Source organism: Alteromonas sp. ALT199 (genome assembly GCF_018619335.1).
Taxonomy (GTDB): Bacteria; Pseudomonadota; Gammaproteobacteria; order Enterobacterales; family Alteromonadaceae; genus Alteromonas.
On sequence record NZ_JAHHDX010000178.1, the window covers coordinates 1 to 24857 of the forward strand.

General features: G+C 41.8%; 25 protein-coding genes and 2 pseudogenes. 15 read left to right on the forward strand and 12 right to left on the reverse strand.

Going from position 1 to position 24857, the window contains the following annotated elements; all coding sequences use genetic code 11:
• On the forward strand, window positions 1–258 hold a 258-nt coding region (locus KL866_RS19875), incomplete at its 5' end, for an ATP-binding protein (RefSeq protein ID WP_214996704.1).
• Between the two features lie 93 nt (window positions 259–351).
• Window positions 352–1110, forward strand: coding sequence for a hypothetical protein (locus KL866_RS19880; protein ID WP_025255270.1), 759 nt, complete (start codon window positions 352–354; stop codon window positions 1108–1110).
• A gap of 39 nt (window positions 1111–1149) precedes the next feature.
• Here the strand turns inward: KL866_RS19880 and KL866_RS19885 are convergent, their stop codons facing one another.
• Window positions 1150–2034, reverse strand: a complete 885-nt coding sequence (locus KL866_RS19885) for a LysR family transcriptional regulator (RefSeq protein ID WP_025255269.1) — start codon at window positions 2032–2034, stop codon at window positions 1150–1152.
• A gap of 121 nt (window positions 2035–2155) precedes the next feature.
• Between KL866_RS19885 and KL866_RS19890 the strand changes: the two genes are divergently transcribed.
• The 4 genes from KL866_RS19890 (at window position 2156) to KL866_RS19905 (ending at window position 5849) form a co-directional block, all read left to right on the forward strand.
• A complete protein-coding gene (locus KL866_RS19890; protein WP_025255268.1) occupies window positions 2156–2863 on the forward strand; it encodes a CoA transferase subunit A in 708 nt (235 codons plus the stop codon).
• Complete coding sequence (locus tag KL866_RS19895; RefSeq protein WP_197025456.1) at window positions 2863–3516, forward strand: CoA transferase subunit B; 654 nt, start codon at window positions 2863–2865, stop codon at window positions 3514–3516. The genes KL866_RS19890 and KL866_RS19895 overlap by 1 nt, the downstream gene beginning before the upstream one ends.
• Window positions 3517–3752: 236 nt before the next feature.
• On the forward strand, window positions 3753–5081 hold the full coding sequence (locus tag KL866_RS19900) for a DEAD/DEAH box helicase (protein ID WP_025255266.1): 1329 nt from the start codon (window positions 3753–3755) through the stop codon (window positions 5079–5081).
• A gap of 234 nt (window positions 5082–5315) precedes the next feature.
• Window positions 5316–5849 (forward strand): hypothetical protein, encoded by a 534-nt coding sequence (locus tag KL866_RS19905; protein ID WP_025255265.1) that lies wholly within the window; start codon window positions 5316–5318, stop codon window positions 5847–5849.
• A 179-nt stretch (window positions 5850–6028) separates the two neighbouring features.
• On the opposite strand, the gene KL866_RS19910 is transcribed toward KL866_RS19905, so the two are convergent.
• Both KL866_RS19910 and KL866_RS19915 read right to left on the reverse strand, forming a co-directional pair.
• Window positions 6029–6532 (reverse strand): hypothetical protein, encoded by a 504-nt coding sequence (locus tag KL866_RS19910; RefSeq protein WP_025255264.1) that lies wholly within the window; start codon window positions 6530–6532, stop codon window positions 6029–6031.
• 34 nt (window positions 6533–6566) lie between these two features.
• Complete coding sequence (locus KL866_RS19915) at window positions 6567–6803, reverse strand: DUF2798 domain-containing protein (protein WP_025255263.1); 237 nt, start codon at window positions 6801–6803, stop codon at window positions 6567–6569.
• Between the two features lie 154 nt (window positions 6804–6957).
• Between KL866_RS19915 and KL866_RS19920 the strand changes: the two genes are divergently transcribed.
• Window positions 6958–7875, forward strand: coding sequence for a LysR family transcriptional regulator (locus KL866_RS19920; RefSeq protein WP_029661416.1), 918 nt, complete (start codon window positions 6958–6960; stop codon window positions 7873–7875).
• A gap of 68 nt (window positions 7876–7943) precedes the next feature.
• On the opposite strand, the pseudogene KL866_RS19925 reads toward KL866_RS19920, so the two are convergent.
• Both KL866_RS19925 and KL866_RS19930 read right to left on the reverse strand, forming a co-directional pair.
• A pseudogene (locus KL866_RS19925) lies at window positions 7944–8336 on the reverse strand (redoxin domain-containing protein); the annotation flags it as partial.
• A gap of 12 nt (window positions 8337–8348) precedes the next feature.
• The gene (locus KL866_RS19930) at window positions 8349–8567 is read right to left on the reverse strand and encodes a hypothetical protein (RefSeq protein WP_214996706.1); all 219 of its coding nucleotides are present in this window, start codon (window positions 8565–8567) and stop codon (window positions 8349–8351) included.
• A gap of 215 nt (window positions 8568–8782) precedes the next feature.
• Here KL866_RS19930 and KL866_RS19935 point away from each other — a divergent pair.
• From KL866_RS19935 to KL866_RS19945, 4 genes and pseudogenes are all read left to right on the forward strand, one after another.
• Window positions 8783–10014, forward strand: a pseudogene (locus KL866_RS19935) (IS110 family transposase).
• Window positions 10007–10129 carry a hypothetical protein gene (locus tag KL866_RS20520; RefSeq protein ID WP_409173997.1) on the forward strand — a complete coding sequence of 41 codons (123 nt, stop codon included), beginning with the start codon at window positions 10007–10009 and terminating at the stop codon, window positions 10127–10129. Before KL866_RS19935 ends, KL866_RS20520 begins: the two are co-directional and overlap by 8 nt.
• A gap of 220 nt (window positions 10130–10349) precedes the next feature.
• Window positions 10350–12674 (forward strand): molybdopterin cofactor-binding domain-containing protein, encoded by a 2325-nt coding sequence (locus KL866_RS19940; RefSeq protein WP_025255260.1) that lies wholly within the window; start codon window positions 10350–10352, stop codon window positions 12672–12674.
• A 3-nt stretch (window positions 12675–12677) separates the two neighbouring features.
• On the forward strand, window positions 12678–13151 hold the full coding sequence (locus tag KL866_RS19945) for a (2Fe-2S)-binding protein (RefSeq protein ID WP_025255259.1): 474 nt from the start codon (window positions 12678–12680) through the stop codon (window positions 13149–13151).
• A gap of 783 nt (window positions 13152–13934) precedes the next feature.
• Here KL866_RS19945 and KL866_RS19950 read toward each other — a convergent pair.
• From KL866_RS19950 to KL866_RS19960, 3 genes are all read right to left on the reverse strand, one after another.
• Complete coding sequence (locus KL866_RS19950) at window positions 13935–14177, reverse strand: EF-hand domain-containing protein (protein WP_025255258.1); 243 nt, start codon at window positions 14175–14177, stop codon at window positions 13935–13937.
• A 58-nt stretch (window positions 14178–14235) separates the two neighbouring features.
• Entirely contained in the window at window positions 14236–15231 is a 996-nt protein-coding gene (locus KL866_RS19955; protein ID WP_025255257.1) for a rhodanese-related sulfurtransferase, read from the reverse strand.
• Between the two features lie 145 nt (window positions 15232–15376).
• Window positions 15377–15931: a VC2046/SO_2500 family protein gene (locus KL866_RS19960; RefSeq protein WP_025255256.1), complete on the reverse strand. Its 555-nt coding sequence runs from the start codon at window positions 15929–15931 to the stop codon at window positions 15377–15379.
• A 121-nt stretch (window positions 15932–16052) separates the two neighbouring features.
• Between KL866_RS19960 and KL866_RS19965 the strand changes: the two genes are divergently transcribed.
• From KL866_RS19965 to KL866_RS19975, 3 genes are all read left to right on the forward strand, one after another.
• Window positions 16053–17693 carry a response regulator gene (locus tag KL866_RS19965; protein ID WP_025255255.1) on the forward strand — a complete coding sequence of 547 codons (1641 nt, stop codon included), beginning with the start codon at window positions 16053–16055 and terminating at the stop codon, window positions 17691–17693.
• Window positions 17694–17974: 281 nt separating this feature from the next.
• A complete protein-coding gene (locus KL866_RS19970) occupies window positions 17975–19216 on the forward strand; it encodes a putative DNA modification/repair radical SAM protein (protein WP_025255254.1) in 1242 nt (413 codons plus the stop codon).
• Between the two features lie 52 nt (window positions 19217–19268).
• Complete coding sequence (locus KL866_RS19975; protein ID WP_025255253.1) at window positions 19269–20063, forward strand: TIGR03915 family putative DNA repair protein; 795 nt, start codon at window positions 19269–19271, stop codon at window positions 20061–20063.
• Window positions 20064–20114: 51 nt separating this feature from the next.
• Here KL866_RS19975 and KL866_RS19980 read toward each other — a convergent pair whose 3' ends face one another.
• On the reverse strand, window positions 20115–20957 hold the full coding sequence (locus tag KL866_RS19980; RefSeq protein ID WP_025255252.1) for a DUF6279 family lipoprotein: 843 nt from the start codon (window positions 20955–20957) through the stop codon (window positions 20115–20117).
• Between the two features lie 212 nt (window positions 20958–21169).
• Here KL866_RS19980 and KL866_RS19985 point away from each other — a divergent pair, with 212 nt between their 5' ends.
• On the forward strand, window positions 21170–22180 hold the full coding sequence (locus KL866_RS19985) for an ATP-dependent 6-phosphofructokinase (protein ID WP_025255251.1): 1011 nt from the start codon (window positions 21170–21172) through the stop codon (window positions 22178–22180).
• A gap of 108 nt (window positions 22181–22288) precedes the next feature.
• On the opposite strand, the gene KL866_RS19990 is transcribed toward KL866_RS19985, so the two are convergent.
• The 3 genes from KL866_RS19990 to KL866_RS20000 all read right to left on the reverse strand — a co-directional run bounded on the left by KL866_RS19990 (window position 22289) and on the right by KL866_RS20000 (window position 24800).
• Window positions 22289–23116: a LytTR family DNA-binding domain-containing protein gene (locus KL866_RS19990; RefSeq protein WP_025255250.1), complete on the reverse strand. Its 828-nt coding sequence runs from the start codon at window positions 23114–23116 to the stop codon at window positions 22289–22291.
• A gap of 1 nt (window position 23117) precedes the next feature.
• A complete protein-coding gene (locus KL866_RS19995; RefSeq protein ID WP_025255249.1) occupies window positions 23118–24191 on the reverse strand; it encodes a sensor histidine kinase in 1074 nt (357 codons plus the stop codon).
• A 147-nt stretch (window positions 24192–24338) separates the two neighbouring features.
• Window positions 24339–24800 (reverse strand): DUF962 domain-containing protein, encoded by a 462-nt coding sequence (locus KL866_RS20000; protein ID WP_025255248.1) that lies wholly within the window; start codon window positions 24798–24800, stop codon window positions 24339–24341.
• Between the last annotated feature and the right edge of the window lie 57 nt (window positions 24801–24857).

Consider the following 24857-nt stretch of genomic DNA (forward strand, 5'->3'; position numbering starts at 1 on the left):
GTTTCGGCTCATGTCGATGATAGTGATTTTATGACCTTAAGAATTGAGGACGATGGTAGTGGTTACCCAGAAGCTATGTTGTCTAAAAGTCACGAAGAATTATGTGACTTTGAATTAAGCCAAGGCAGAACAGGACTCGGATTATTTTTCGCTAAACTAATTGCAAGTGCGCATTTTCAAGGTGACAAAAAGGGAACTATTGCTCTTTCCAATGGTGGAAGTTTCGGTGGAAGTGTATTTGAAGTAAAAATACCGTAATATTAACCGATAACAGTAGATAATTCAGAAAGTAACGCACCTGGTTGAGAAACACTGTCGTTATAAGAAATACAAACAGACGGAAACACACGCATGTACGTGATAATTATTATTTTAATTGTTGTTTTGCTCATCGCAGCTATTTTCATTAATGCAATTCAACAGCATCGTCAAAAACAAGAAGCGGAGCGCCGAACTGAGGCTGCTAAACAGCGCACGCTTGTTGATGAAACCGAGAACATCATTGCGGCAGTTGCAAACATGCCTGTTTCCTCTCGGATAGTAGGTATTCTTCATAACCGAATTCTTAATGCACTTAAAGCGATGAATGAATTATCTAGTACCGCTGAATTGAAACAAAGAATTGCTAGTAGCGAGCAAGCAACTGCTGCAGCGCTTTCAGACAACTCTAGCGGAGCCTCTGAGTTTTCGTTGCCCGACAACGATAAAATGATAATTCAGTATATCCAAGCAGTTAAAAAGCTTCGTATTGTTCTTCGCTCTGAACACAGCAAGGGACAAATCGATTCAAAAGTATTTATGGATGAAGACAAGCAACTTGAACGTCTGCAAGTTAAAGTAAATGTGGAGACACTTATTAAGCGCGGACGTGCTGCACTTCAAACCAATATGCTCGGTTCAGCACGACAGTATTTTGAAAAGGCAAAAACCGCGCTGGAAAATCAAAACCCGCAAGACGACTACTCTAAGTCAAAACTTGCAACACTTAATGAGTGGTTACAGGAAATTCAAAGCAATCTTAAGAGTGTGAATGAAAAAGACCGTGCCAAAAAGCAAGAAGAAGAAAGAGATGAGCTAGACGAGTTATTTGCACCTAAGAAAAAGTGGTAATTTTAACTTACCCGCATAGTTCAACGCGCATTTTGTTTTTCACGCATAATGCGCAATGGTCAAGTCCCACATAGATTGAGCTGGCAGCGATAGGCCTTTTCGCGCATTTCTAATTAATCCAATGTTTTTCACCAGTGGCTCATCACAAATTTCTTTAGTCACTAGTCCCAATTTCTCCATCTGGGCCTTACAAATAGCTGGCATAATCGATATACCTAGTCCATTTTGTATAAGCTTTCCAAGCGTAGATAGCTGACCTGTTTCAGCAATAATATTCAACTCGCCATACTGCTCAAGCCTCGATTGCGTCCAATAACGCACTGCTGATCCCCTATTCATCATCACTAGGGGAAATTGCAGGCAGTCTTTCCAATGAAATTTGTCACAAAAGGAAGATGATTGCATCTTGTTAGCTACCACAACGAATTCATCGGCGAAAAGGCTTTTAAACACCAAGCCATCTTTACGTTCGGGTTCAAAGGAGAAACCTAGTTCACTTCGACCGGTGGTAACTTCGTGAATAACTTGTTCCATTACAACATCTACAATCCTCAGGTTCACGTTTGGAATGCGTTTATGAAATACCGATAAGATATTCGGCAAATGAGACTCTGCGAACGATGGCATAGCACAAATGGTGAGCTGTCCTTTAGCCATAGCAAACAAGTTTTGCATGTCGGAAAAAGTGTTGTCCCAATCATGTAAAAGTCTTAGAGCGTTTGGAAACAACACCTCTCCTTCTGGTGTTAAGCTTACATTGCGGGTATTACGTAGAAATAGCTTACCGCCTATTTGCTCTTCCATCTTCTTAATAGCAGATGACAACGCTGGCTGGGTTAAGTGCAAATTTACCGCCGCTTCTGCGAAGGTTGATGACTTAGCCACTTCAACAAACGCTCTTATTTGACGATATGAGACATCCATACTTTATCTGCCCTAATTACTCATTGATTAATATAATTTATTAATTGGAAGATTAATTCGATTTTACAAAACACACAACAATGTTGATACTTATTTTTAACAAACGTGTCGGAGATAAAGAATGGCAGGATTTAACAAAGTAGTAGCCTCGTACGACGAAGCCATGGCTGGTATTAAAAATGGTATGACAGTCATTGCTGGTGGTTTCGGATTATGTGGTATACCCGAAGGACTTATCGGCCAAATAAAAAGCATGGGCGTATCTGGCCTTACCGTAGTTTCTAATAACTGTGGCGTAGATGGTTTTGGCTTAGGCCTTTTGTTAGAAGATAAACAAATATCAAAAATGGTGTCTTCCTATGTCGGTGAAAATGCGCTATTTGAAAAACAGCTGCTTAATGGCGAGTTGGAAGTTGAGCTAACCCCTCAAGGTACGCTGGCAGAAAAAATGCGTGCTGGCGGCGCTGGAATTCCCGCATTCTATACTGCTACGGGCTACGGCACACCGGTTGGCGAAGGCAAGGAAGTCAAAGAGTTTGATGGACGCCCTTACATTCTTGAGCATGCCATTACTGGCGACTTTGCCATTGTAAAAGCATGGAAAGCAGATACCTACGGTAACTGTGTTTATCGCCACACGGCACAAAATTTCAATCCTATGGCAGCTACCGCGGGAAAGATAACCGTTGTAGAAGCAGAAGAAATTGTAGAACCTGGTGAACTTAACCCTAGCGAGATCCACACTCCGGGCATTTATGTAAATCGCGTTATTAAGGGTTCGTTCGAGAAACGTATTGAACGTCGAGTAGTTAGCAAGGAGTCAGTATAATGCTTAATAGAGAACAGATTGCAATGCGCGTAGCCCAAGAGTTCAAAGATGGAGATTACGTGAATTTAGGCATCGGTATCCCTACCCTTGCGGCTAATTATGTACCCGATGATATTAGCGTTATGCTGCAGTCGGAAAATGGTCTTTTGGGTATGGGGCGTTACCCCACTGAAAGTGAAGTCGACGCCGACATGATAAACGCAGGTAAAGAGACGGTAACGGCTATAACAGGCGCGTCGATATTTAGCAGTGCTGAAAGCTTTGCCATGATCCGTGGCGGCCATGTAGATTTTACTGTACTTGGTGCTTTTGAAGTTGATGTGTTAGGCAATATCGCGTCTTGGATGATCCCAGGAAAACTGGTTAAAGGCATGGGCGGCGCTATGGACTTAGTTGCCGGTGCGAAAAACATAATTGTTACCATGACCCATACTGATAAACACGGTAACCCTAAATTACTAAGCGAATGCACCTTACCTTTAACCGGTGTAAATTGTATCACGCGTATAATTACCGACTTAGCAGTACTAAGTGTTGAAAATAGTGCCTTCGTTCTTCAAGAACGTGCGCCGGGCGTGAGCGTTGACGAGATTAAAGAAAAAACTGGTGGTAAGCTTATTGTCCCAGAAAATGTTCCAGAGATGCAGTTTTAAACACTTCGATTAATTGCGCTTCGACATGTTGCGCTTAACAGTTAGCATTTATGCTTTCTTGGTAAGCGCTACCCATTGGCTAGCCTACATTTTCACATAACCAAATTTATAAGTTAAGGCGTACAGAATGCCGTTCAATTAGCCTTTGCCTATAAACCTTTCCAATAGTCTTTTAATAAACCGTGCATTAAGGGATAATGCGCATGAACACTATTTTTGAAAAAGGCTTACCCTTCTTGCTAGTTACTGATTTACCTGTCCACCACAAAATTATTTCAAAGCTCGAAACAAAAAACATTTCGACGCTAACCGAAATTCAAGAGCGCACTATGCTTCCTGCTGTTCAGGGTAAGGATATTATTGCGTCTTCAAAAACAGGGTCAGGTAAAACCTTCGCCTTTTTAGTACCGGCTATAAACAGGCTAATGTCGCAAAAAGCGCTTAGCAGACAAGACCCACGTGCACTTATTCTGGCCCCAACTCGAGAATTAGCAAAGCAAGTTTTCATTGAGGCTAAGTCAATGTGCACGGGATTAAATCTAACGTGCTCACTTATCGTGGGTGGAGAAAACTATAACGACCAGGTTAAAGCGCTTCGTCGCAACCCTCACATCATTGTGGGTACCGCAGGTCGTGTTGCCGATCACCTTTTAGACAAAAGTGTCTATCTGAACGGCTTAGAAATGCTTATTTTTGATGAAGCCGATCGCATGTTAGATTTGGGGTTCTCTGCTCAGCTTAAGATGATTAACGACTATGCTGATCACAGAAAGCGCCAAACCATGCTGTTTTCAGCCACGCTCGACAATATTGAGCTTAAACATATGACGACGCAGTTGACCAAAGGTGCTGTACGCGTAGCTGTAGGAGATTCAACTGCAGAACATGGTGACATCGAGCAGAAATGTTTCTTTGCAGATAACGTTGATAACAAAGACCAGATATTAAAATTTGAGCTGGCCAGTCGCACCTATAACCAAGCTATTGTATTTACTGCTACCCGTGAAGACACTGACAGAATTGCAGCATTGCTTAACGAACAAAATTTAGAAGCAATTGCCCTTCGTGGTGATATGCTGCAAAGCCAACGTGCAGCAGTTATGAGTGCATTTGCTCGCGGGCAGCACAGTATTTTAGTTACTACCGACCTTGCGTCTCGTGGTTTAGACCTGTCAAAAGTTGGTTTAGTCGTAAACTTCGACCTTCCTAAAAATGCAGATGAATATATTCACCGCATAGGTCGTACAGGTCGTGCAGGCCAAAAAGGTGAAGCATTCTCACTAGTTGGCCCACGTGACTGGAACAGTTTTGAAGGGCTTAAGAATCACCTTCAATATGCATTGGAATGTGCGCCGCACGACGAATTTTCAGCCTCGTTCAAAGGTTTCAAGCCGAAGAAAAAAGTGTCGAAAAGCGCTAATGCACAAAATGGTAAAAAGCGCGTGGCTAAACCTGTTAAAACGAACGCGAAAAAGCGTGTTGATACCATGACGGGTGAAGATATAGGTATGGTTCCTGTTAAGCGTAAACCAAGGAAATTACTCTCAGATGACGACGACGAGTAGAAAACCACTCAATAGCGAGTAGTTAGACCGCCGCTAACACCTACAAACAAGCGTTGTTAGCGGCAATCAAGATTTCACTTAGTCTTACATTCTTTTACATTCTTTTTCTTTAATCACTCGTGATTACATGTTGTGCTTTACAAATAAGACATACAGTTAGTCAGCAACTTTATTAGCTCAGCCTAACCATTTATAAGGCTACTGAAGCCTTTCCTTAAAACGGATTTTACAAACATGAAAGCACTTAAACTCGTCTCAATGTTACTTGTCATTGGAATAGTTATTACCGCACTTTTTTATGAAAAAGTAATAGCGAGTGTATTGTTACCTCAATACATCGAATGGGCACATGAAACAGATCAGAAAGGGCTTAAAGCTGGAATATCGCTTAACGAAAAAGAACGATTACTTGCATCAGAGATAGGTATTAAACATCCAGAAAAAGTAAGAATAGTTTATGTTGACCAAGTACCCTACCCCTATGAAAATTTAGCTTTAAAGATATTTGGTGAGGCAGTTGGGCTAATTGGCGAAGGCATTATTAATAACGCACAAGTCTTCGGTTATTCAATTTACGCGCGTAGAGACTTTGTACTTAATAGACCAAAGCTAGCCCATGAGTTAGTTCACGTGTTACAAATTGAACGAGCCAGCTTAGACGAAGTTGTTACCCAGCATTTCTTTGACATGGCACAATACGGTTACGACAAAGCACCACTAGAAGTAGAAGCGGCTGAAGCCAATAAAGCATATAGCGCTGATTGGTAACCGTTTGCTATACATTTTTTTAATCGGGCTACCGTATGTATTCATTTGACTGGTTCAAAGTGTGGTCTTTTACTGTTAAGCCTCTAAGGTCTGCTTGAGACAAGTTGCAGATGAACAGACTATTGACTAGCTACTTCTGCTTTGTGCCAATAGCAGACGTTGGCACAGAGTTACGATTGTTAGTTTTTACGTTTGTTGGCGATTAATATACCAAGAGAAATTAGCATCACTATTACGGTCAATACTGGCGGTTTGGATTGAAATGGCAATACTTCAGCAGGTACGTTTGGTGATAAATGCACATAAACTGCAACGGTCATTATAACTACGGTCAAAAGTGTTGCACCATTAAGCACCATCTCAGAGAGCTTTACGGAGATGAACTTACCTTTGGTTAGTAACAGCAAATACATTATACCAGCGGTAATTTCCCCCATTTGCCCAGCAAATTTTGCAAGCTTAGGTAGTGGTAAGCCGCTTAATTCTATTTGTGAGGCAAACATAGTTGCAAAAGGCTGAAAGAACTTGGCCGTTCCACCTAAAATCATAAAACCGCCCAATAACGCAATTGCAAAGGTTTGAATTTTATTCCCTTTGCTCGCCTTTGAGCGAGAGATATAAGTTAGGGTTATCAAAGCCATTACGCTAATTAAACCAACTTCCAAAAGAATTTGTGCATTCATAATGTTTATACCTATTTGTATTGCTTAAGGTGGCTTATTCAGGTTGCAAAAGGAATTTAGTGACAAACAATCTAACGATAGGTGCAACTACTGCTAAAAGTAATAATGCGGGTGGTACTACTTGCGCAATAGCCGCTCCCCAAGCACTAAAGAAGTCCGCCCCTAAAGGCAAATTACGATAGGCCATTATTCCAGACATTCCCAATAACATGGTTGGTAGCACCATAGACATCATTAACGGATATTGAAATTTACGTGGAAATTTTTTCATCTTTTCACTCCAAAACTATTCACTTAAATTAGTCACTGCGACTAATCGATGAAGCTATTTTAATTACTAGTCATTAATTCAAAAATAGACAATAATGCACTTTTAGAATACAAATATGCACTCATGAGTTAATAACAACGATGAAGGTGAATTAATGATAAGTACAAAACAAATGACTAATTTATATTGGTTTTGCTTATCAGTTGAATCTGGAGGTTTTGCCGCTGCAAGTACTAAGGCTAAAACCTCTGCACCTACGGTTTCCCGATCAGTTGCTCATCTTGAAGAGCAACTTAATGAAAAGCTCCTTCATAGAAACGCGAAAAATTTTAGACTTACCAATGCAGGAGAAGAAGTCTTCAAGAAGTTTTCTCATGTTTTTGCTCAACTAGATGAACAATGGCTCAGCTTATCAAATAGCCAAGGAGAGCTTACTGGAGATATTCATATCTCTTGCCCTGAGCCTTTTGCTGATTTCTTTTTACAACCGTTAGCCATTGAGTTTATGAAGCAGCACCCCAACGTGAACATTTTCGTTCACTTTGCCTCTGATGCTGAAAATTTTATCGATGAACAAATTGATTTGGCGATTGTTACTATGCCAGCTACATCGCCTAACTTAGTGCAAAAAAGGTTATTTGAGGCCGAACTAGCCTTGGCTGCTTCCCCTGAATATTTAAGATACCACCCTGCACCGGATTCAGCAGAAGCACTGCTAGGCCACCAACTATTGGCGGGCAATAATTTTCCTTATTGGCATTTAAAAGAAGAAGGCAAAACGATAAAAATTCCCGTAAAACCTAAGTATGCGATTAACAGCTTACGGTTGAATATTCAGGCAGCTATTGCTGGAGCAGGCATATGTTTATTACCTAAAGTGGCACTAAAGCGTTTAGCAGAGGATAACAAGCTAACTCCAATTTTACCCAAGGTAAAGTGTCCAACTGGAACGGCATACATTGTTTGGACTGACAGAAAAATGATTTCTTCCCGTGTGGTAACTTTTCGAGATGAAATTTTTAACAATATGAACAGAGGAGCAGAAAACTTGTGGGGCGCTATGTTTCAATAAAAGCTTATATATCTGCACCGATGCTCTTAACATAAGAACCGAGCAGATTGTGATCGGTTCTTAGCAAGTTACGCAACTAGTGTTTTTAGTGCCTCTTTTAGCTTAAATTCATTCGCTCTTAAACGAACATCTTCAGCTTGATCTATCCACCGAATAATTCCGTTTTCATCTATTAATAAGGTTGTTGGAATTGCCATAGGTTTATATTTCATTACCATAGGAAACGGCAAACCGAAGAATGTTTTGCTAGATGCACTTTCGCCGCCTAATGCTTTATGGTGTTCAACACCAAATTTACGAATTACTGTTAGCTCAGAATCAGACAATAGCGTATGGCTTAACTGATCTCTTGCTTGGTGCTTTTTAGCTGATTGAATGTCATCATTTGAAACCGCAACGATGTTGATATTATATTCATCAAAAAGAGGCTTCATTTCTTCAAACATTTGTAGCTCGGTACTACAGTACGGACATCATGATCCCCGAAAAAAATTTAATAACGTTCTTCGGCCTTTAAGTTGGTTAGCATCAAATACCGTACCATCGATATTCTTAGCTTGAAATTGAGGTAATTTGTCGTCTTCTTTTACTTGCAAATTACCTAGAGCAGGCTTCGCTTCTTTAAAAGTTACGATAAATACCGTTGTCATCATTAAAGGCATGGCTGATAGTAATAGACAATATATAGTCACTCGCATCCTATAAACGATAATGTAGTTTTTAGGATGTGTGCTCGGTTCATACGAATCTCAGACAACAACACTCGATGTTTACCGCTTTTTTTTCGATGTTCTGAGTGCGCTTAGTCTTAAACGAATACTCAGGGGTTGCTTTAAGAATAGCCGCTATATTTTCTTCGAAAGACTGAGCTGACATATCCAACACGTTAACTGTTGGGAGAGTAACTATGTCTAGAACAAATGATTTTAGCGTTCTTATTGGATTAGATTGGGCTTCGTCCAAGCATGATGTTTGCATCCAGTATGCTGATGGTACAAGGGAGTTAGCTGTTGTAAAACACTCGGCTGAAGCTATTGAACAGTGGATTACGGAGCTCCATCAACAGCACCCAGGACAAATTGCTATTGCGCTTGAGCTGTCAAAAGGACCAATCGTCTATGCCTTGCAAAAGTATTCTTTTGTCACCTTATTCCCAATTAATCCGACGATGCTGTGCCGATATCGTAGAGCGTTATCACCGAGTGGAGCTAAGGATGATCCAACTGACGCGTCAATCGCACTTGAGTTGTTAGTTCGCTATCCAGATAAAATAACTCCACTTAAAATGGCTGACGATAAAATCAGAAAACTAGCCTTTTTGGTGGAGGAACGTCGTCGATTAGTGGATGAAAAGAAACGGTATGTAAATCGGCTTATCAATGCGCTTAAGCAATATTACCCGCAACCTCTGGAGTGGTTCACGCATAGAGATTCGCAGTTATTCGTCGAATTCATTACTCGATGGCCGTCGCTGGATAGAATTAAACGCGCAAAACCCGACACAATCTCTCGCTTCCTTACCTCTCGCGGTAGTTTTGCCAAATTAGTATCACCTCGTTTAGAGGCGATAAAAAGTGCGCACCGTTGACTTACGATAGTGTTGTCATCGAATCAAACAAACTGCTTGCGATAACACTGGCTAATCAGATACTTCCCATTGTCACAGCGATTAAAACATTCGAGCAAGAAATAGAAGCCATCTACCACGAAATGCCAGACGCCGCATTGTATGAATCTTTACCTGGTGTTGGAAAATGTCTTGGTCCGAGATTATTGGTTGCATTTGGAGAAGACAGAAACCGATTTGGAAGTGCTCAAGAAGTACAAAAATATGCAGGCATTGCGCCTGTAACTGAGCGCAGCGGAAAAACCGCTTGGGTCCACTGGCGATGGGGTTGCTCGACATTTATTCGTCAAACGTTTACTGAATGGTCAGCAAAATCCGTTCTATACTCTTATTGGGCGCAGCTTTACTATGAGCAGCAAAAGAAAAAAGGAAACTCTCATCATCAAGCAGTGCGTTCACTTGCATTCAAATGGATAAGAATTTTATACCGCTGTTGGAAAACTAATACTCCGTACAATGAAACGCAGTATTTGAAGGTTTTAAAGGAAAGGAATTCGCCTTTGCTTGGATAAAGTCGCTATTACAGAAGGATTAGCCTTAGAAATCTCAGACGAGCAATTTGAACAGAGTATCGATGCTTCGTTTTGGAAAGCAGAATATCGACCTTATAAGCGAGTGAGTATTTAAAGCCTAATTAACTTCAACAATTCAACTCACAGAAAATATGCTCCTTACACAAGGGAAACCCCAACTTTAGTATTACATATCATTAATGTTTAAAAAATTATACTTTATGATAACATTCAGTTAACAGTTATTTTGCAAGCTGCAAATACCTACGTTAAATAAACGACTTTTTTTAAGCTTAAGTTAACGATCGAAGGTCTTGAACTGAAAATGAGAATTTATGACAAAAAGTAACCATGCAGAACAGATAGAGACGATTACCTCATCACAGAAACATGATCAATCAGATAGTGATGACGAACACATTGTCGAGGCAGAAAACGCCGGACGAAGAAAGTTTATTGGTTACATGCTCAAGGGTTCGAGTTTTGCCGTTGCGTTACATATAACCGGCGGTGCTCTGCGTCCTCAGGGTGCCAACGCCCAGTTGTTAGGAATACCGGAGCTTGCAGATGAACTGGATTTAACAGACCTGCTGCTCATCTCCGGTGACCCCTTCTACTACGATTATTTAATTAAGATAACGAGTGATAACCGTGTCCGTTTTGAGCTTCCACGAATGGAAGTGGGGCAAGGTATATTAACCGCTGCAATGATGATTCTTGCCGAAGAGCTGGACGTTGAAATGTCCTCCATTGATGCGACTTTATCTCCGGCAGAAATCAGACGAGCGACTGGTCAAATTACAGGAGGCTCTCATGCCATAACCTCTCTTTGGGATCCGCTGCGCAAGGTCGCGGCAGCTCTGTTACATAAGATAAAATTATCAGCCGCAGTGCATTTCGGGCTTTCTGTGAACGAAATTAGTACAGAAAATGGCTTTGCGATTAATAACGATGGCAGCCGCATTGCTTACTCTGAGCTCACCGCAGGTGTTGAAGGACGCAACGATGCCGCTCGACTGGCACAGCCTAAAGATCCATCACAATACAAAATTATCGGTACGCAGCAAAAGCGGGTTGACGCGCGCGATATCGTTACCGGCAAACTAGATTTCGCGATGGATCTCGACGTAGTACCAGATGCGATGCCCACTGTGGTCGCTAGGCCACCTAGCTTAGGTGGTCGCGTGATCACGTTTGACGATTCTGAGGCAATAGGCCTGCCTGGCGTCCTTGCCATCAAAGAAGTTCCGCTGGATGTTGATGCAAATTCCTCTGGCGTGGCCGTTGTTGCGCGTTCCTTTGGCGAAGCATTTCGTGCGCGTGATGCACTTATTATTTCATGGAGTGTGGGTGCTGCCGAAAATCTATCTGACGCCGAGGTCATTGAGCAGTTACGTGCGATAAACCTGCCAACCTTACCTAATATTCCTCTGGCTACCGATTCGGTTGGCGGCGAGTTCATATTTCCTTATTTGGCACATGCCCCCATGGAAACCATGACAGCAGTTGCCGATGCAACCGGCTCAAAGATCAGGGTATGGACTGGCGCCAAGACGCCACTTGCAGCACAAGCCAAAATTGCGCGTAACCTTGGAGTCTTACCCACTGACGTCGAGGTGAATGTAATTCAGAGCGGCGGCTCATTTGGCCGTCGCTTATTTTTTGATGCAGCAGTTGAAGGGGCGCGTATTTCACAAATTGTAAACCGCCCCATCAAACTTATGTTTACTCGACAGGACGACACAAAGTTTGGCCGCGCACGACCGCTCAGCTTGCATAACGTAAAAGCGACTTACACTAGAGGTTTTTTAATTGGCAAAAAAGTGTTGTCGTTTGACCATCGCGCTGCAACCGCTGAATTGGATCTCGAACATGGCTTTGGCGACGGTATTACTGCATTAGGAGGAGAGTTAGCGCCCGCTGCTTTCAGCCAGACAATCTGGCACTCAACGCAACTAGTGCAATATAAGTTTGGTGTAACTTCGTTGCTACTAAACGAAAAAAAATTCGTTGTGCCGACCTCCTCTTGGCGCGGCATCTACTCCGGCACAGCTGCTGTCGCAAACGAGATAGTTGTTGACGAATTGGCACGCGCAATGAACAAGGATGAATACCAGTTCAGGTTACAAATGCTGGATGATGATCGCTCCAAAGCTGTTCTGCGGAAAGTTTCTCAAGAGGGCAATTGGGGAAGGAGTATGGAAAAAGGACGTGCCCAGGGCCTCGGGTTGCATAAAGAGTATAAGTCTCGAGCTGCCGTGCTTGTTGAATTACAAACGTTCAAAGATCCGGAGAAAGAAAGTAAAGTCACCAAGATTGTTGTCGCGCTGGATGTGAACCGAGTATTGAATCCAACCGGCCTTGAGGCGCAAGTTATCGGTGCGGCAACCGATGCCATTACCTACATGATTCGCACCAGTTTACACCTCGACAATGGCGCAATACGCGAGAGCAGTTACGGCGATTTTGAAATCGCTCGAATGCGCAACACTCCACCGGATATTGAAGTGCATTTTATGCCGCCTAACGGAGAAACACCGGGAGGTGCAGGCGAGTTGGTAGTGCCTGCGGCGGCAGCGGCGATAGCCAACGCATTTGCCAGGGCGACGGGTATTGCACCACGTCGTTTTCCACTTCGTGACTTCTATCCAGAGGGTTAATTCATGCCACAAATTACATTTAATGTTAACAATAACCCGGTTTCTATCGACGCTGAAAACGACGATGAGCTCCTGTATCTCTTGCGTGATCGACTTGGTGTTACTGGCCCAAAATATGGTTGCGGTGTTGGCGTGTGTGGCGCTTGCACTATCTTTAAAGACGGTGAGCTAGTCCGCCCATGCATTGTTCCAATGGAAGAAGTGGAAGGTGCATCGCTAACCACTATTGAAGGGCTTGCGGTCGATGACATTCTGCATCCGGTGCAAGAAGCATGGATAGACGAAGATGTCGCTCAGTGTGGGTTTTGTCAGGCGGGACAAATTTTAACCGCCGTCAAACTCTTGGAGTCTAATCCCAATCCCAACGATGATGAGATTGATGAAGCTATGAGCGACAATATCTGTCGCTGTGGTACCTATCATAGGATTCGAAAAGCCATTAAACATGCTGCAGTTTTGATTCAGCAGACGACATAAGAGGCTAATTTTTGGGAAAACGGGTTGGGCTGAGAAGAACACCTTAGTTTGTATAAGCTCAGATCTAACCTGAATATTTCGCCTATAGGGTTGGTAGTCTTGTAGACTGCTTAAAGCGAATTGCAGGAATTTCACCTGCTTTTAATTTGAGGGCTGCTCTACGTACTGAGCAGCTGTTTGAAGTCACCGCTAAACTACCCCCTAATTGGCCAATTAGGTAAGTACTCTTAGAGTAACTTTGACTTTTTTTGAATTAATTTTTCGCGCTCTTTTTCACTTAAGTCTTTTCTAGCTAGTAAAATATCTAAATGTTTTAGCGCATCTCGCTCCCTATTAAGTTTAAACAATGCGTCTACGATATAAAACCTTGAGCGATATGTAGATGGGTCGCGTTTAATACAGAAGACGAAATTGAGAAACTTTTAAAAGGTAGGTGCCGTTCAACAGCATTTTCTTTAAATGACTCTGCTTTCACGCAAAAGGATATCGAGATAATCATTGAGGCGATGCATAGATACTTAAGCATGTAACATCCGTATTTAAATGAAATTTTCTTAGTTTAAACTCGAGACTAAAGCAATGCTTGTGCAGTGTCTAGGTAGACCGATACTTACGAACTGTTTATAAAATCGCCAAATCTTCACTTACAGACATAAAAAAAACGAGTGCTTACATAAAGCACTCGTTTTGATAATTTCTTTCTCGCGTAACTAGAAGCTTCAAAGACGAACTTAACAGAGCGTAAATGAAGCTTTAGTGATGATGCGTGTGACTAAGTAAAACTTAGTACTCCCACCACCCTTCTTGCCACCACTCCAAAAACTCTTCGAAGTCGATGTAACCATCGTTGTTACTATCGATAAGCTTAAAGCCTTCTTGCACGTGGCTAGCCTTAGTTTTAGGTGAAATTACGGTTAGAAGCTCGATGAACTCAGGCAAATCGATTTGGCCGTTGCCATCACGATCAAAAAAGCTGAAGTCCTTTCTAATTTCTTCAATTTTAGATTCTGAAAGTTGAGTGCTCACTCGCATTCCTTATTTCAACTGCAATGAAGACGAGTGTAACGTCCTTCTTTCTAGCTGTCTACGCCTGATTTTCTTTTGCTTTAAGTGCGCGTAAACGTTGAGCTTCTGCTTTTTCCTGGCGTTTTTGTTCCATCGTTAAACGCGCTTCAGTACCAACGTGTTCTTGTTGACGCTCTTTCGCTAGTTGCACTTGCTTTTCGCGTTCTCTAAAGCGAGCAATTTGATCGTCTGTATGCGTTCCAAAACAGTGAGGGCAGCTTACCCCAGGTTCATACTTATCGCTTTGCTTGTCTTGTTCAGTGATAGGAAGACGACACGCATAGCATTGCTCATAATGACTCTTCTCTAAGTCATGGTTTACCGCAACACGATTATCAAAAACAAAGCAATCGCCTTCCCACATAGACTCTTCTTTAGGTACATCTTCAAGGTATTGTAAGATGCCGCCTTCTAAGTGGAAAACCTCTTCAAACCCCTGCTCTTTTAAGTAAGCCGTCGACTTTTCACAACGAATACCGCCAGTACAAAACATGGCTACTTTTTTGTTTTTTGTCGGATCGAGTTCTTTTGCTACGTATTCGGGAAATTCGCGAAAAGTTTCGGTTTTTGGATCAATAGCGTTTTTGAAAGTACCAATTTCTATTTCATAGCCGTTTCGGGTATCAACTACCGTTACATCTGGGTCGCTAATTAGCGCGTTCCAGTCTTTAGGTTTTACATATGTACCTACGGTTTGGCGCGGGTCGATACCTTCAACGCCCATGGTAACGATTTCTTTTTTAAGTTTTACCTTAGTACGGTAAAACGGCTGCTCGTCGTGAAGTGATTCTTTGTAAGAAATAGGATTGATACGTTCATCGCTATTGAGATATGCAAGCAATGCATCGATACCTTCACGGGTACCCGAAACTGTACCGTTTATGCCTTCGTGAGCAAGTAAAAGTGTACCTTTAATACCATTTTCTTCCATTGCTTCTAAAAGCGGCTGGCGGATTTCTTTAAAATTTTCAAGCGCAACAAATTTATACATTGCGCATACAATATAGTTAGACATATTTTAACCTTTGCTGATTGGAGCGTAAGACCAGTGCAAAAATGCGGCGCGCAATATACCAAAATTGAGCACTAAAAACTAGGGTGTAACTAAGAAGGCATGGTTAGGATTGTTTTGATTATTAGATGATGTTTTCATTTGATTATTAGATGATGTTTTCAAATGAGGACATACCGGCTGCTGTGCCGTCGCTATTCTTGTTATTTGTGTCTTGTGAAGAGAGAATATCGTAAAGCAATGTATTGTCTTCTTTTACAGTATTCGCATACTGTTTTTTTAACCTTTTCTGCGAAGCCAAACTGCAGTTGTCTATAACATCATCCGGTATGCGGTTAGCGTCATCGGATTGAGATAGCGGCGCAGGCTTCATACTAAGGTAAAGGCGAGCACTTTCGTAGTCTTTTGTAACCAAACTTGAAAACATGTGCATCTCTTTCCACTCACGTTCATTAGCGGCTAACGACGGACGCCGGTAATGGTTTAGCGAGACGAGCTGGGCTTCTATACTGCTTTTAGCGTCAACGTTTGAAGTAACCGCTTCAATTTCAAATGGCTCAGCTAGGCTATGTTGCTGCATAGCAAGATATAGTGAAAACAATGCCCCCTGCGAAGACGCACGAGCAAGTACACCGCTTCGCTCCCAGTAAATACTCGGGTCGATTGCGGTTTGTTTATTTGCGGTGTCTAGTTCTGGCGACATTTGAACTTAAAGCTGTTTATGTATACCTAGGTTTTCGGCAAGATAATGTTTTTCTTAAGCTTATTTTCTATAGTTAGTTATACTTCTAACTACCGATAATGGGGTCGTTCATGGATTTGAAATGCAATTTAGCAACAAACAAGTATTGATTGTTGAGGACCAACGTCCTTTCCTGCTGCTATTAAAAGGGCTAATGCACTCGATGGGCGCGTCTGATGTCGTCACTAAGTCTTCTGCAGAACAAGCAGTGTCGCTTTGTAAAAAGCACAAGTTTGATATTGTTATTTGTGACTTACATTTAGGTGCCGAGAATAAAAATGGCTATGAACTTATAGAAGAATTACGCACGCGCAGACTCATTAATCCTACTTCAGTATTCATCCTAATTAGTGCAGATAGCGCACGCCCAGTGGTACTTGGAAGTATTGAACGTCGACCAGACGACTTCCTAATAAAGCCTTTTTCACAAGTGCAGTTAAAATCCCGCATTGTGCGTGCTTGGCAAAAAAGACAGTTTCTTCAGCAAGCATTTAGCTTAATAGAGCAAAGTGAACTTAATAGCGCAATAGATCATATTGAGTTTCTTTTAGAGAAACCCGGTCATTACAAAGGTCACTGCGAACAGCTTTTAATAGAGCTCTATTGGCGCATAGAACAACCTGAAAAAGCGCTTGATGTATTGCAAGAATATATCGACGGTAGGCCTGTGCTATGGGCACAAATAGCAATTGGTAAAACCTACCTATTTTTGAAGGAGTATGAAAAAGCAATATCTATTGCTAAGAAAACGATAAAGCGCAATCGGTTCAATGCCGATGCTCACGATATTCTCGCTCAGGGTTACCAAGCCATGGAGACAAGCGAAAAGGCACTAGAGGCAATAAAAGAAGCTATTAAACTCTCTCCTCTTTCGCTTTCTCGGCATTTCAAGGCTTGTGAGATTGGCCGGCAGCATAATGACTTAATACTTGCAGCGACTTCTAGCCATGCAATTTGGGATTTGTCGAAGCGTACCGTTCACAAAACAAGTTTACATTGGTGCGGCGTGATACGAAGCTTGCTTGATGTTGCTGAGTCTGCCGAAGACAAAAGGCAACGCAACAAATATCAACAAGAAGCGTTGCTAACGCTACAACGAGGCAAGTTTGATGAGCATTTATACAAAATTGATAGGGATTTCGATGTAGATATTTTTGGTAATATTGTAAATGCAAGAATAAGCGCGATAGACGGAAAGCTTATTGATGCAAAACGCCATCTCAACGCATCCCAAGCACAACTTGATGATAAATACGTTGAAGTGCCAACTTCATTTATCCCAGATAGCATTAACGTTATGTACAAACTTGGTGAATATGACGACGCGCTGCAACTTAATAACGTTCTTGCCACTAGAAGTGCTGAACTCGATCAGAACAGTTCAAGCATGCTTGAAACATTGGCTAAAAAAGCACAGAAAAACCTAGCAAGCTATCAGCAATTTAATCGTGAAGGTATTCAACACTATCAACAACAAGATTACGAGCGCGCCAAAGCATCTTTTGCCCTAGCCCAAGGCTTTGCACCAGTTAATACAGGTGTAGCGCTTAACCTACTTCAGTGCATACTCCAGATCGCAGTAAAAGACGACAAGACTGAAACAAAACTTATTAATGAGTGTAAGCGACTATTCAAGCTTATTGATGATATGACGCTTAAAGCACCTTATAAGGAAAAATACGACAACATTCGAGATGAACTTTCAAAATACATTGGTTTTTAATAGTTAGTGACTCAGAACCTGTTACAGGCTTCCTAATACGGCAAACCTATTTTTCTATCGATGTTATTTCGTTTGTATTAAGCCGACTCAAAACTAAATTAACCACAAGTTCAAACATTAAATCTTACCTCTTTATTACCATGCTCAATTGTACTGTATATTTATACATGCTATAACGCCATTACACTCAGCCGATACCGAAAACTGACATGTAACGGTAACTTTTATAAGCGTCACTAGGCTGTTTGACTGTAATTGATTATAGGAAGTAAACCCCTTCGATGCACGACAGACTAATACAAAAACTTGAAATCCTTTCCGATGCGGCCAAGTACGACGCGTCTTGCGCGAGTGGTTCAGCAGGTAAACGACAAGCGGGAAAAACTGAAAAAACCGGTATAGGATCACTTACCGGCGGTTCGGGTATATGTCACAGCTTCACACCTGATGGAAGGTGCGTCTCGCTACTTAAGATCCTCATGACAAACTACTGTATCTACGATTGTCACTACTGCATAAATAGGGTGTCTAGCAATGTACAACGGGCGCGGTTTACCGTTAAAGAAACCGTAGATTTAACGCTTAATTTTTATAAGCGTAATTATATTGAGGGCTTGTTCTTAAGTTCGGGTATTGTTGGTTCACCAGATATCACCATGGAGAGCATGGTACGCATCGCAAAATCGCTTCGTCTTGATCACGGTTTCAAGGGATATATTCATCTCAAAACTATCCCTAACGCCTCGCCTGAGTTGCAAGCCGAAGCTGGGTTGTATGCAGATAGGCTAAGCATTAATGTAGAAATGCCTACACAGTCTTCGTTAAACAAATATGCACCAGAGAAAGATCTTGGCGATATTCACGGTTCTATGAATGCGCTAAAAGATAAAATAGCTGAACATAAAGTAGACAAGACCTATTCGGGCAAACGCCCTCCCCGTTTCGCACCTGGTGGGCAGTCTACGCAAATGATCATAGGTGCCGATGGTTCAAACGACAAAACGATTTTAGGGACCAGCGTTAAGCTCTATAATCAGCAAAAGCTTCGCCGAGTTTATTACTCAGCATTTTCCCCTATTCCTGATGCATCGGAAGTTTTACCGCTAAAGCCAGCGCCATTAATTCGAGAACATCGTCTTTATCAGGCAGATTGGCTTTTACGCTTCTATGGCTTTGGCTTAGATGAAATATTGCAAGATGATATGCTGGATATGGACTACGACCCCAAGCTTGCATGGGCACTACGCAACCGTCACGTATTTCCAATAGATTTAAATAAAGCTGACAAGCAACTTTTGTTGCGTGTTCCTGGTCTTGGCGCGCGCACGGTACAAAAAATCGTGTCTATTAGACGCAATACAAAGCTCAATTGGATTGACCTGACCAAAATGCGTCTTCCGCTTAAAAAGTTAAAGCCTTTTATCAGCGTGGGAGATTACTTCCCTGATATACATTTACTCGATAGTAATAATTTCGAGCTTCAGTTTAAACAGCCTAAACAGTTTGAGTTGTTTGGAGCATGAACACGCCAACAACTTGGGTTTATAAATCAATAGTCTAAAAGATAGCCTTAAAATGAAAACCATCACAATAACTTCAGTACCTGGCTTTGATGAATGGCGAGAAGGCGCGCGAAAATGTATCGCCGAGCGCATCCCCCCTGAACACATTATTTGGCAGAGTGCTCATACTGTACAGGACGACTTGTTTGGTGATAGTGAAGAAAAATGCGATAGCAAAAATTCGCAGAGTAAACTTAGTATCCCTAAGCCGACCTTAATGCTTTTAAAATATGCTTTGTGCCATAACAGTGAACATCGATTTGCCTTGTGTTATCGGGTTTTATGGCGGGTTGTTTTTGAAAATAAACATCTGATTCAAATGAAGACTGACGACGATATCATTCAGCTTTTTGCCATGGCGAAAGCTGTGAAACGCGACGCATACAAAATGAGCGCCTTCTTGAGATTCAGAGAAATTAACCTAGAGGGACAAGAGCATTTTGTTGCGTGGTACGAACCTGAGCATTTCAGTTTAGAGATTAAGCTTAACTTCTTCCAAACGCGGTTTAAGAATATGCGGTGGTCCATTTTAACTCCCTATCGCGCAGCACACTGGGATACTCAAACACTTGTGCTAGAAGATAACCCAGATTCAAGCGTTGTCCCCGATGATGACCGTATCGAAAGGTACTGGCTAACTTATTACGCTAACATATTTAACCCAGCACGCATTAAGACGAATGCGATGTTGAATCAGATGCCTAAGAAGTACTGGAAAAATATGCCTGAAACTTCACTGATAGACGATATGATTAAGCAATCGGACGCACGCGCCCGAAAAATGATTAGCGATGGAAATAACCACTGATCACGTGAGCCTTCACGTTAAGCCTCAGGCAGTGCTTCAGGAAAGAGACACTTAGCCTCTAAAATTCTCTACAGTGTCAATTAGCTCGTCAATGTTTTTGATAAGCGTTTCTCGCTGCTTGTCAGTAAGCGTAGAGAACACCTCTGAAATTAACGTTGCAGTAACTGTCATATTGTGTGCACTGCTTTGTTTATAGATTTCGCTTTTATAACTATCTGGGTTTTGCATTAGTGTAACGAGCTCAGTTTCAAAGTTATCGTTAAATTTGCGTGTTACAAATAGTTTTCGAGCCGCGTTTTGAATGTTCCTACGGTATGTTAGCCATTCATCTCCCGTGGGAATGAACTGTGTTGCATAGGTGCTCACTATTTGCTTTTGTTCACTGGTTAGCTTTCCTATGCGTTCTCTTACAGTCTCTTCTATACGCTCGATACGTTCTTCTAATCTCTGTTCTTCTGATTTATCTAGAGCATCTTGTCGCTCTTCTTCTTCCTCTTTATTATCTTTCTCAAGCGCCGCAAAAAGCGTAACTACTTGTTCGTCATCAAGTGTTTTTGCAATTTCTGCTAGTTCAGGGCTAACTTCATCACGCACTCTCTCCCAATGAGTTCTTGCATTTACAAGGTGCTCATAGACAGAATTTGAATCTAAACTACCTTTCTTTATTTGGTCTTTAACCTCCGTAAGCTGAGCTTGGTAACGTTTAAGTTCTGAAGTTTTGTGCCAACTTAGCCAGTTTTCCAAATAGTCATCAAATTTTTCTTCTTGCTCATCTCTAAGTTCAATATAGTCATCCATGTACCAGTAAACCCACCAATCTAGGTTGTTGTAAGCTAGTTTGGAACTACATGAAGCAAGAAATAACACGGAAAACGATACTAACAGTGCGCGCATAACCCATCCTTTTTTTGTTAATTACGTTGTTTGCCCTAAATTCGCTTATTAGTTTTTACAACAAATGTACATAGATGCTAGCTCATCATTTTGGTGTGCTTGGCTATTTCTAGTTACGTAAACACCTACTCAAACAACACAAATGTTTACTTTACGTGGTAGAAACTTAACGTTACCTTAACTGTAATGTGGTTGAAAAGAAGGATTTTAATGTGTCAAAACGTGTCGCAATTTTAACCTCTGGTGGCGATGCTCCGGGTATGAACGCTTGTATACGAGCTACAATTATTGCCTGTCAGAAAGCTAATTTCACCTTGCTTGGCTATAACCATGGCTACAATGGTTTACTACAACAGGAATACATTCCCCTTTCCCTCGACTCAACGCACAATCTCATCCAACAAGGCGGCACTATTTTACATAGCGCAAGGTGTAAAGAGTTTAAAAATCACGAAGGAATTATAAAAGCAGCTAACAATTTAAGAGAGGCGGAAATCGATACGCTCATAGTGATTGGCGGTGACGGTTCGTTCCGTGGTGCAGCAAAGTTGAGTGAAGAATGGGAAGGCCAGATTTTGGGTATCCCGGGCACTATCGATAACGATATAAGCGGTACTGATGCGACAATAGGTTACTTCACCGCCATTGATACCGCTATGAGCTCTATCGATAAAGTACGAGATACTGCAGATGCGTTTGAGCGTGTTTTTCTTGTTGAAGTAATGGGACGTAATGCTGGCTTTTTGGCATTAAATGCTGCGCTTTCCTCTGCCGCTGATTATGTGGTTGTTCCTGAGTTTTTTAAATCAGCTGATGTAGAGATTAAAAAGATCGTGACGCAAATAAAAGCCCAGCGGGCATTAAAAGGCACCGTTAGTTATATTGTCGTAGTAGCAGAGAACGTTTGGCCAAATGGATTACCGGGGCTAGCCGAAGCATTGCAAGAACATGATATTAGTGACGTTAGGCCCGTAACCTTAGGGCATGTGCAACGTGGCGGTTCTCCGGTTGCTCAAGACCGATTACTTGCAACAATGCTTGGGGAATTTGCTATAAGCTTAGTAGGAGGCGATGTTACTAACATTATGGTAGGAGAAGTGAATCAGCGCCCTGTTATTGTGCCTCTTCCGAAAACATGGGAAGAGACCAAACCTCTTAACGAAGCCCGTGTTGACGCTATGTGTACGCTGATGAACGAACGCTACAGCGGCGATAAGATGTAACACTTCAAGTTATTTTAAGACCAGTTAAAAGTAAATTGAAACAAAACAAAAAAGCCTTGTTTTATCGTTAAAACAAGGCTTTACTCAATCATTAATGTTGGCCGCAGCTTACATTTTCATGGCTGCTTTCACTTTATCTCGATGACTACGGCTTACTTTTAGCTCAGTATCGTTTTGAAGTATCAAATGGTACTCGCCACTGATGTGGCTCACTAATTTTTTAACAAAGCGAATATTAGCAATTGCTGAGCGGTGCACACGTACGAAGAACTGTGGGTTTAATTCTTGCTCAAGCTCTTTCATGGTTTTACGCATTATGTGCATGCCGTCTAGGGCGTGTACACACATATAATCGCCAGCGGCGTCTATCCACTGAATGTCTTGCACGTTAACACGGGTAACTTCTGAACCATCTTTAATCGCCAATACATCTGGGTATGGATTCGTTTCAACCGGTTCGCCGTTCGCTAACTTGCGTAAAATTTCTTCACAATCATCACCTGTAAGTTCAGCGACAAGGCTTACCAATTTTTGTGACTGCTCATCTTGATGCTGAGTTAAGAAGTATTCACGTACTTTGTCTAAAGCCGCGCCAAGGCGTTCATCGTCTGCAGGCTTTAACAGGTAATCTAGGGCGTGCACATCAAAAGCCTTGATAGCATAGCTGTCATAGGCAGTAACAAACACAATCATTGGGATAGGCTGCTTTAACTCACGAAGCTTATGAATAACTTGAAAGCCATTTAACCCCGGCATTTGAATGTCTAAAAATACTAAGTCTGGACGATGTTGAGAAATGCTGCTCACCGCCTCAAGGCCGTTTTGACACTCAGCAACAACATGAACATCATCATGACGCTCTAACCTGGCACGAAGCCCCCTACGCGCTAAAGGTTCGTCGTCCACTACAATGGTTTTAATCACTTGCTTTGTCATGTTATACGTCCTTAACTTCATACGGAATGCGAATTCTAACGCGAACACCAGAAGGCTGATTGTGTTCAATAGAGAATGCAAAATTACGGTGATAAAGAGATTGCAAACGCTCTTTTATATTGGCTAAGCCCACGCCATTTTCGCGGCTAAGCGTGCCGTCTTTTATGTCCGCGCCTGGGCCGTTGTCCGCAACATCCATTAACAAATCGTTACCAAAGGTACGGGCGGTTATCGAAATACGGCCACCTTTTTCCATTTTCGATATGGCATGCTTTATCGAATTTTCAATGATAGGTTGCAAAATCATGCTTGGGACTAGCGCACTTTCACATCCTTCATCAATATCCCATTGCACGTCTAACCTGTCATCAAAACGGACTTTCTCTATTTCAAGATAAAGTCGCAACGCTTTTGTTTCTTGACCAAGTGGAACTCGTTTTATTGGGTCGTTATCTAAAGAGTAACGCAAGAAATCACTAAGGCGCGACACCATTGCTTCAGCGGTATCGTTCTCTTTTAACAAAATAAGGGTAGAAATAGCGTTTAAAGTGTTAAACAAAAAATGCGGATTAAGCTGATAGCGAAGCATTTTTATATGCGCCTGGTGCGCCATAGTGCTCGCCTTTAGCGCGTTCTGCTTCTCTTTTTGAAGCATCTGAAAGTTCTTGATGCCAAAGTAAACCCCACTCCAGCAGCCTACCATAATTAATGAGTTAATGGTGTTAGTGAAATACATATACCACTCGTCTGGGCGATATCCATGTTTGTAGATTTCCCAGTAGTTAATATTTTTCACTACAGCCCATAGCAGCGCTATTAAATAACACGACACAATGACAATCACGATCATGTTTAACGGAGATTGTTTTCTTGCCCAACGATAGACGTAGCGAAGTGGGATGGTTAGCAACCACCCTGCATAGGCATTTAGCATGATGATAAAAACCCAAATGGGCCTGACATCATGAAGAAACGAACCAATGTAATAAATTATTGCAAACCCTGCCCAGCCTGCACTGTGCAACGTCCAAAATAAGCGTTCATTACTTTCTATTACACGCTGAAAGCGACTCACAAAATTACCATCTTAAAAACTTATAGGAAGATTATACGCAAGCCGCGCCCTGACCCAAGCGGCTTGGTCGTGCCTCTCATGCTTCTGGTCGCAGGCCAAAATCTTGAATTAAGAGATGTTTTAACTAAATTGCTTGGTTTATCAAATTTAGTAACTAATGTTCATTCTTTTAAGCCAATGCACCCACCACCAAGCAGGCCCCACCAACAGAAAGCGTAGATCGTCAAAAAAAGAAGGCTTTTTCCCTTCTATATGGTGCCCGATAAACTGCAATACCCACATAAAGACAAACAGCACGAGAGAAAACAACCACACTGAGATATTGAAGTGATCTAAGGTGTTTATTACACCGAAACACAAAATGGTTAAGAGGGTCATTGCCGCTCCTATCGGACCAGACAGCATGAAGTAATAGTAAAGAACGGGGACTGCAATGATATGTGCCCACGTGATATTAAACTGAGCGATAAACTCTGGTACGGGCAAGCTCCAAATTAACCCTAGCGTCACAAAATAAATACTCGGCACTGCGATAGCGTGAATGATAACGTTCGTTCTGTTTTGATGGCTTTCGCCATACTGCATTAATAAACGTTCAATGCTTCTCATATATCTCCCCTTAGCCTGTTTTTTATAATTATCTAAAGAGCTCTGGAAACCCTACAT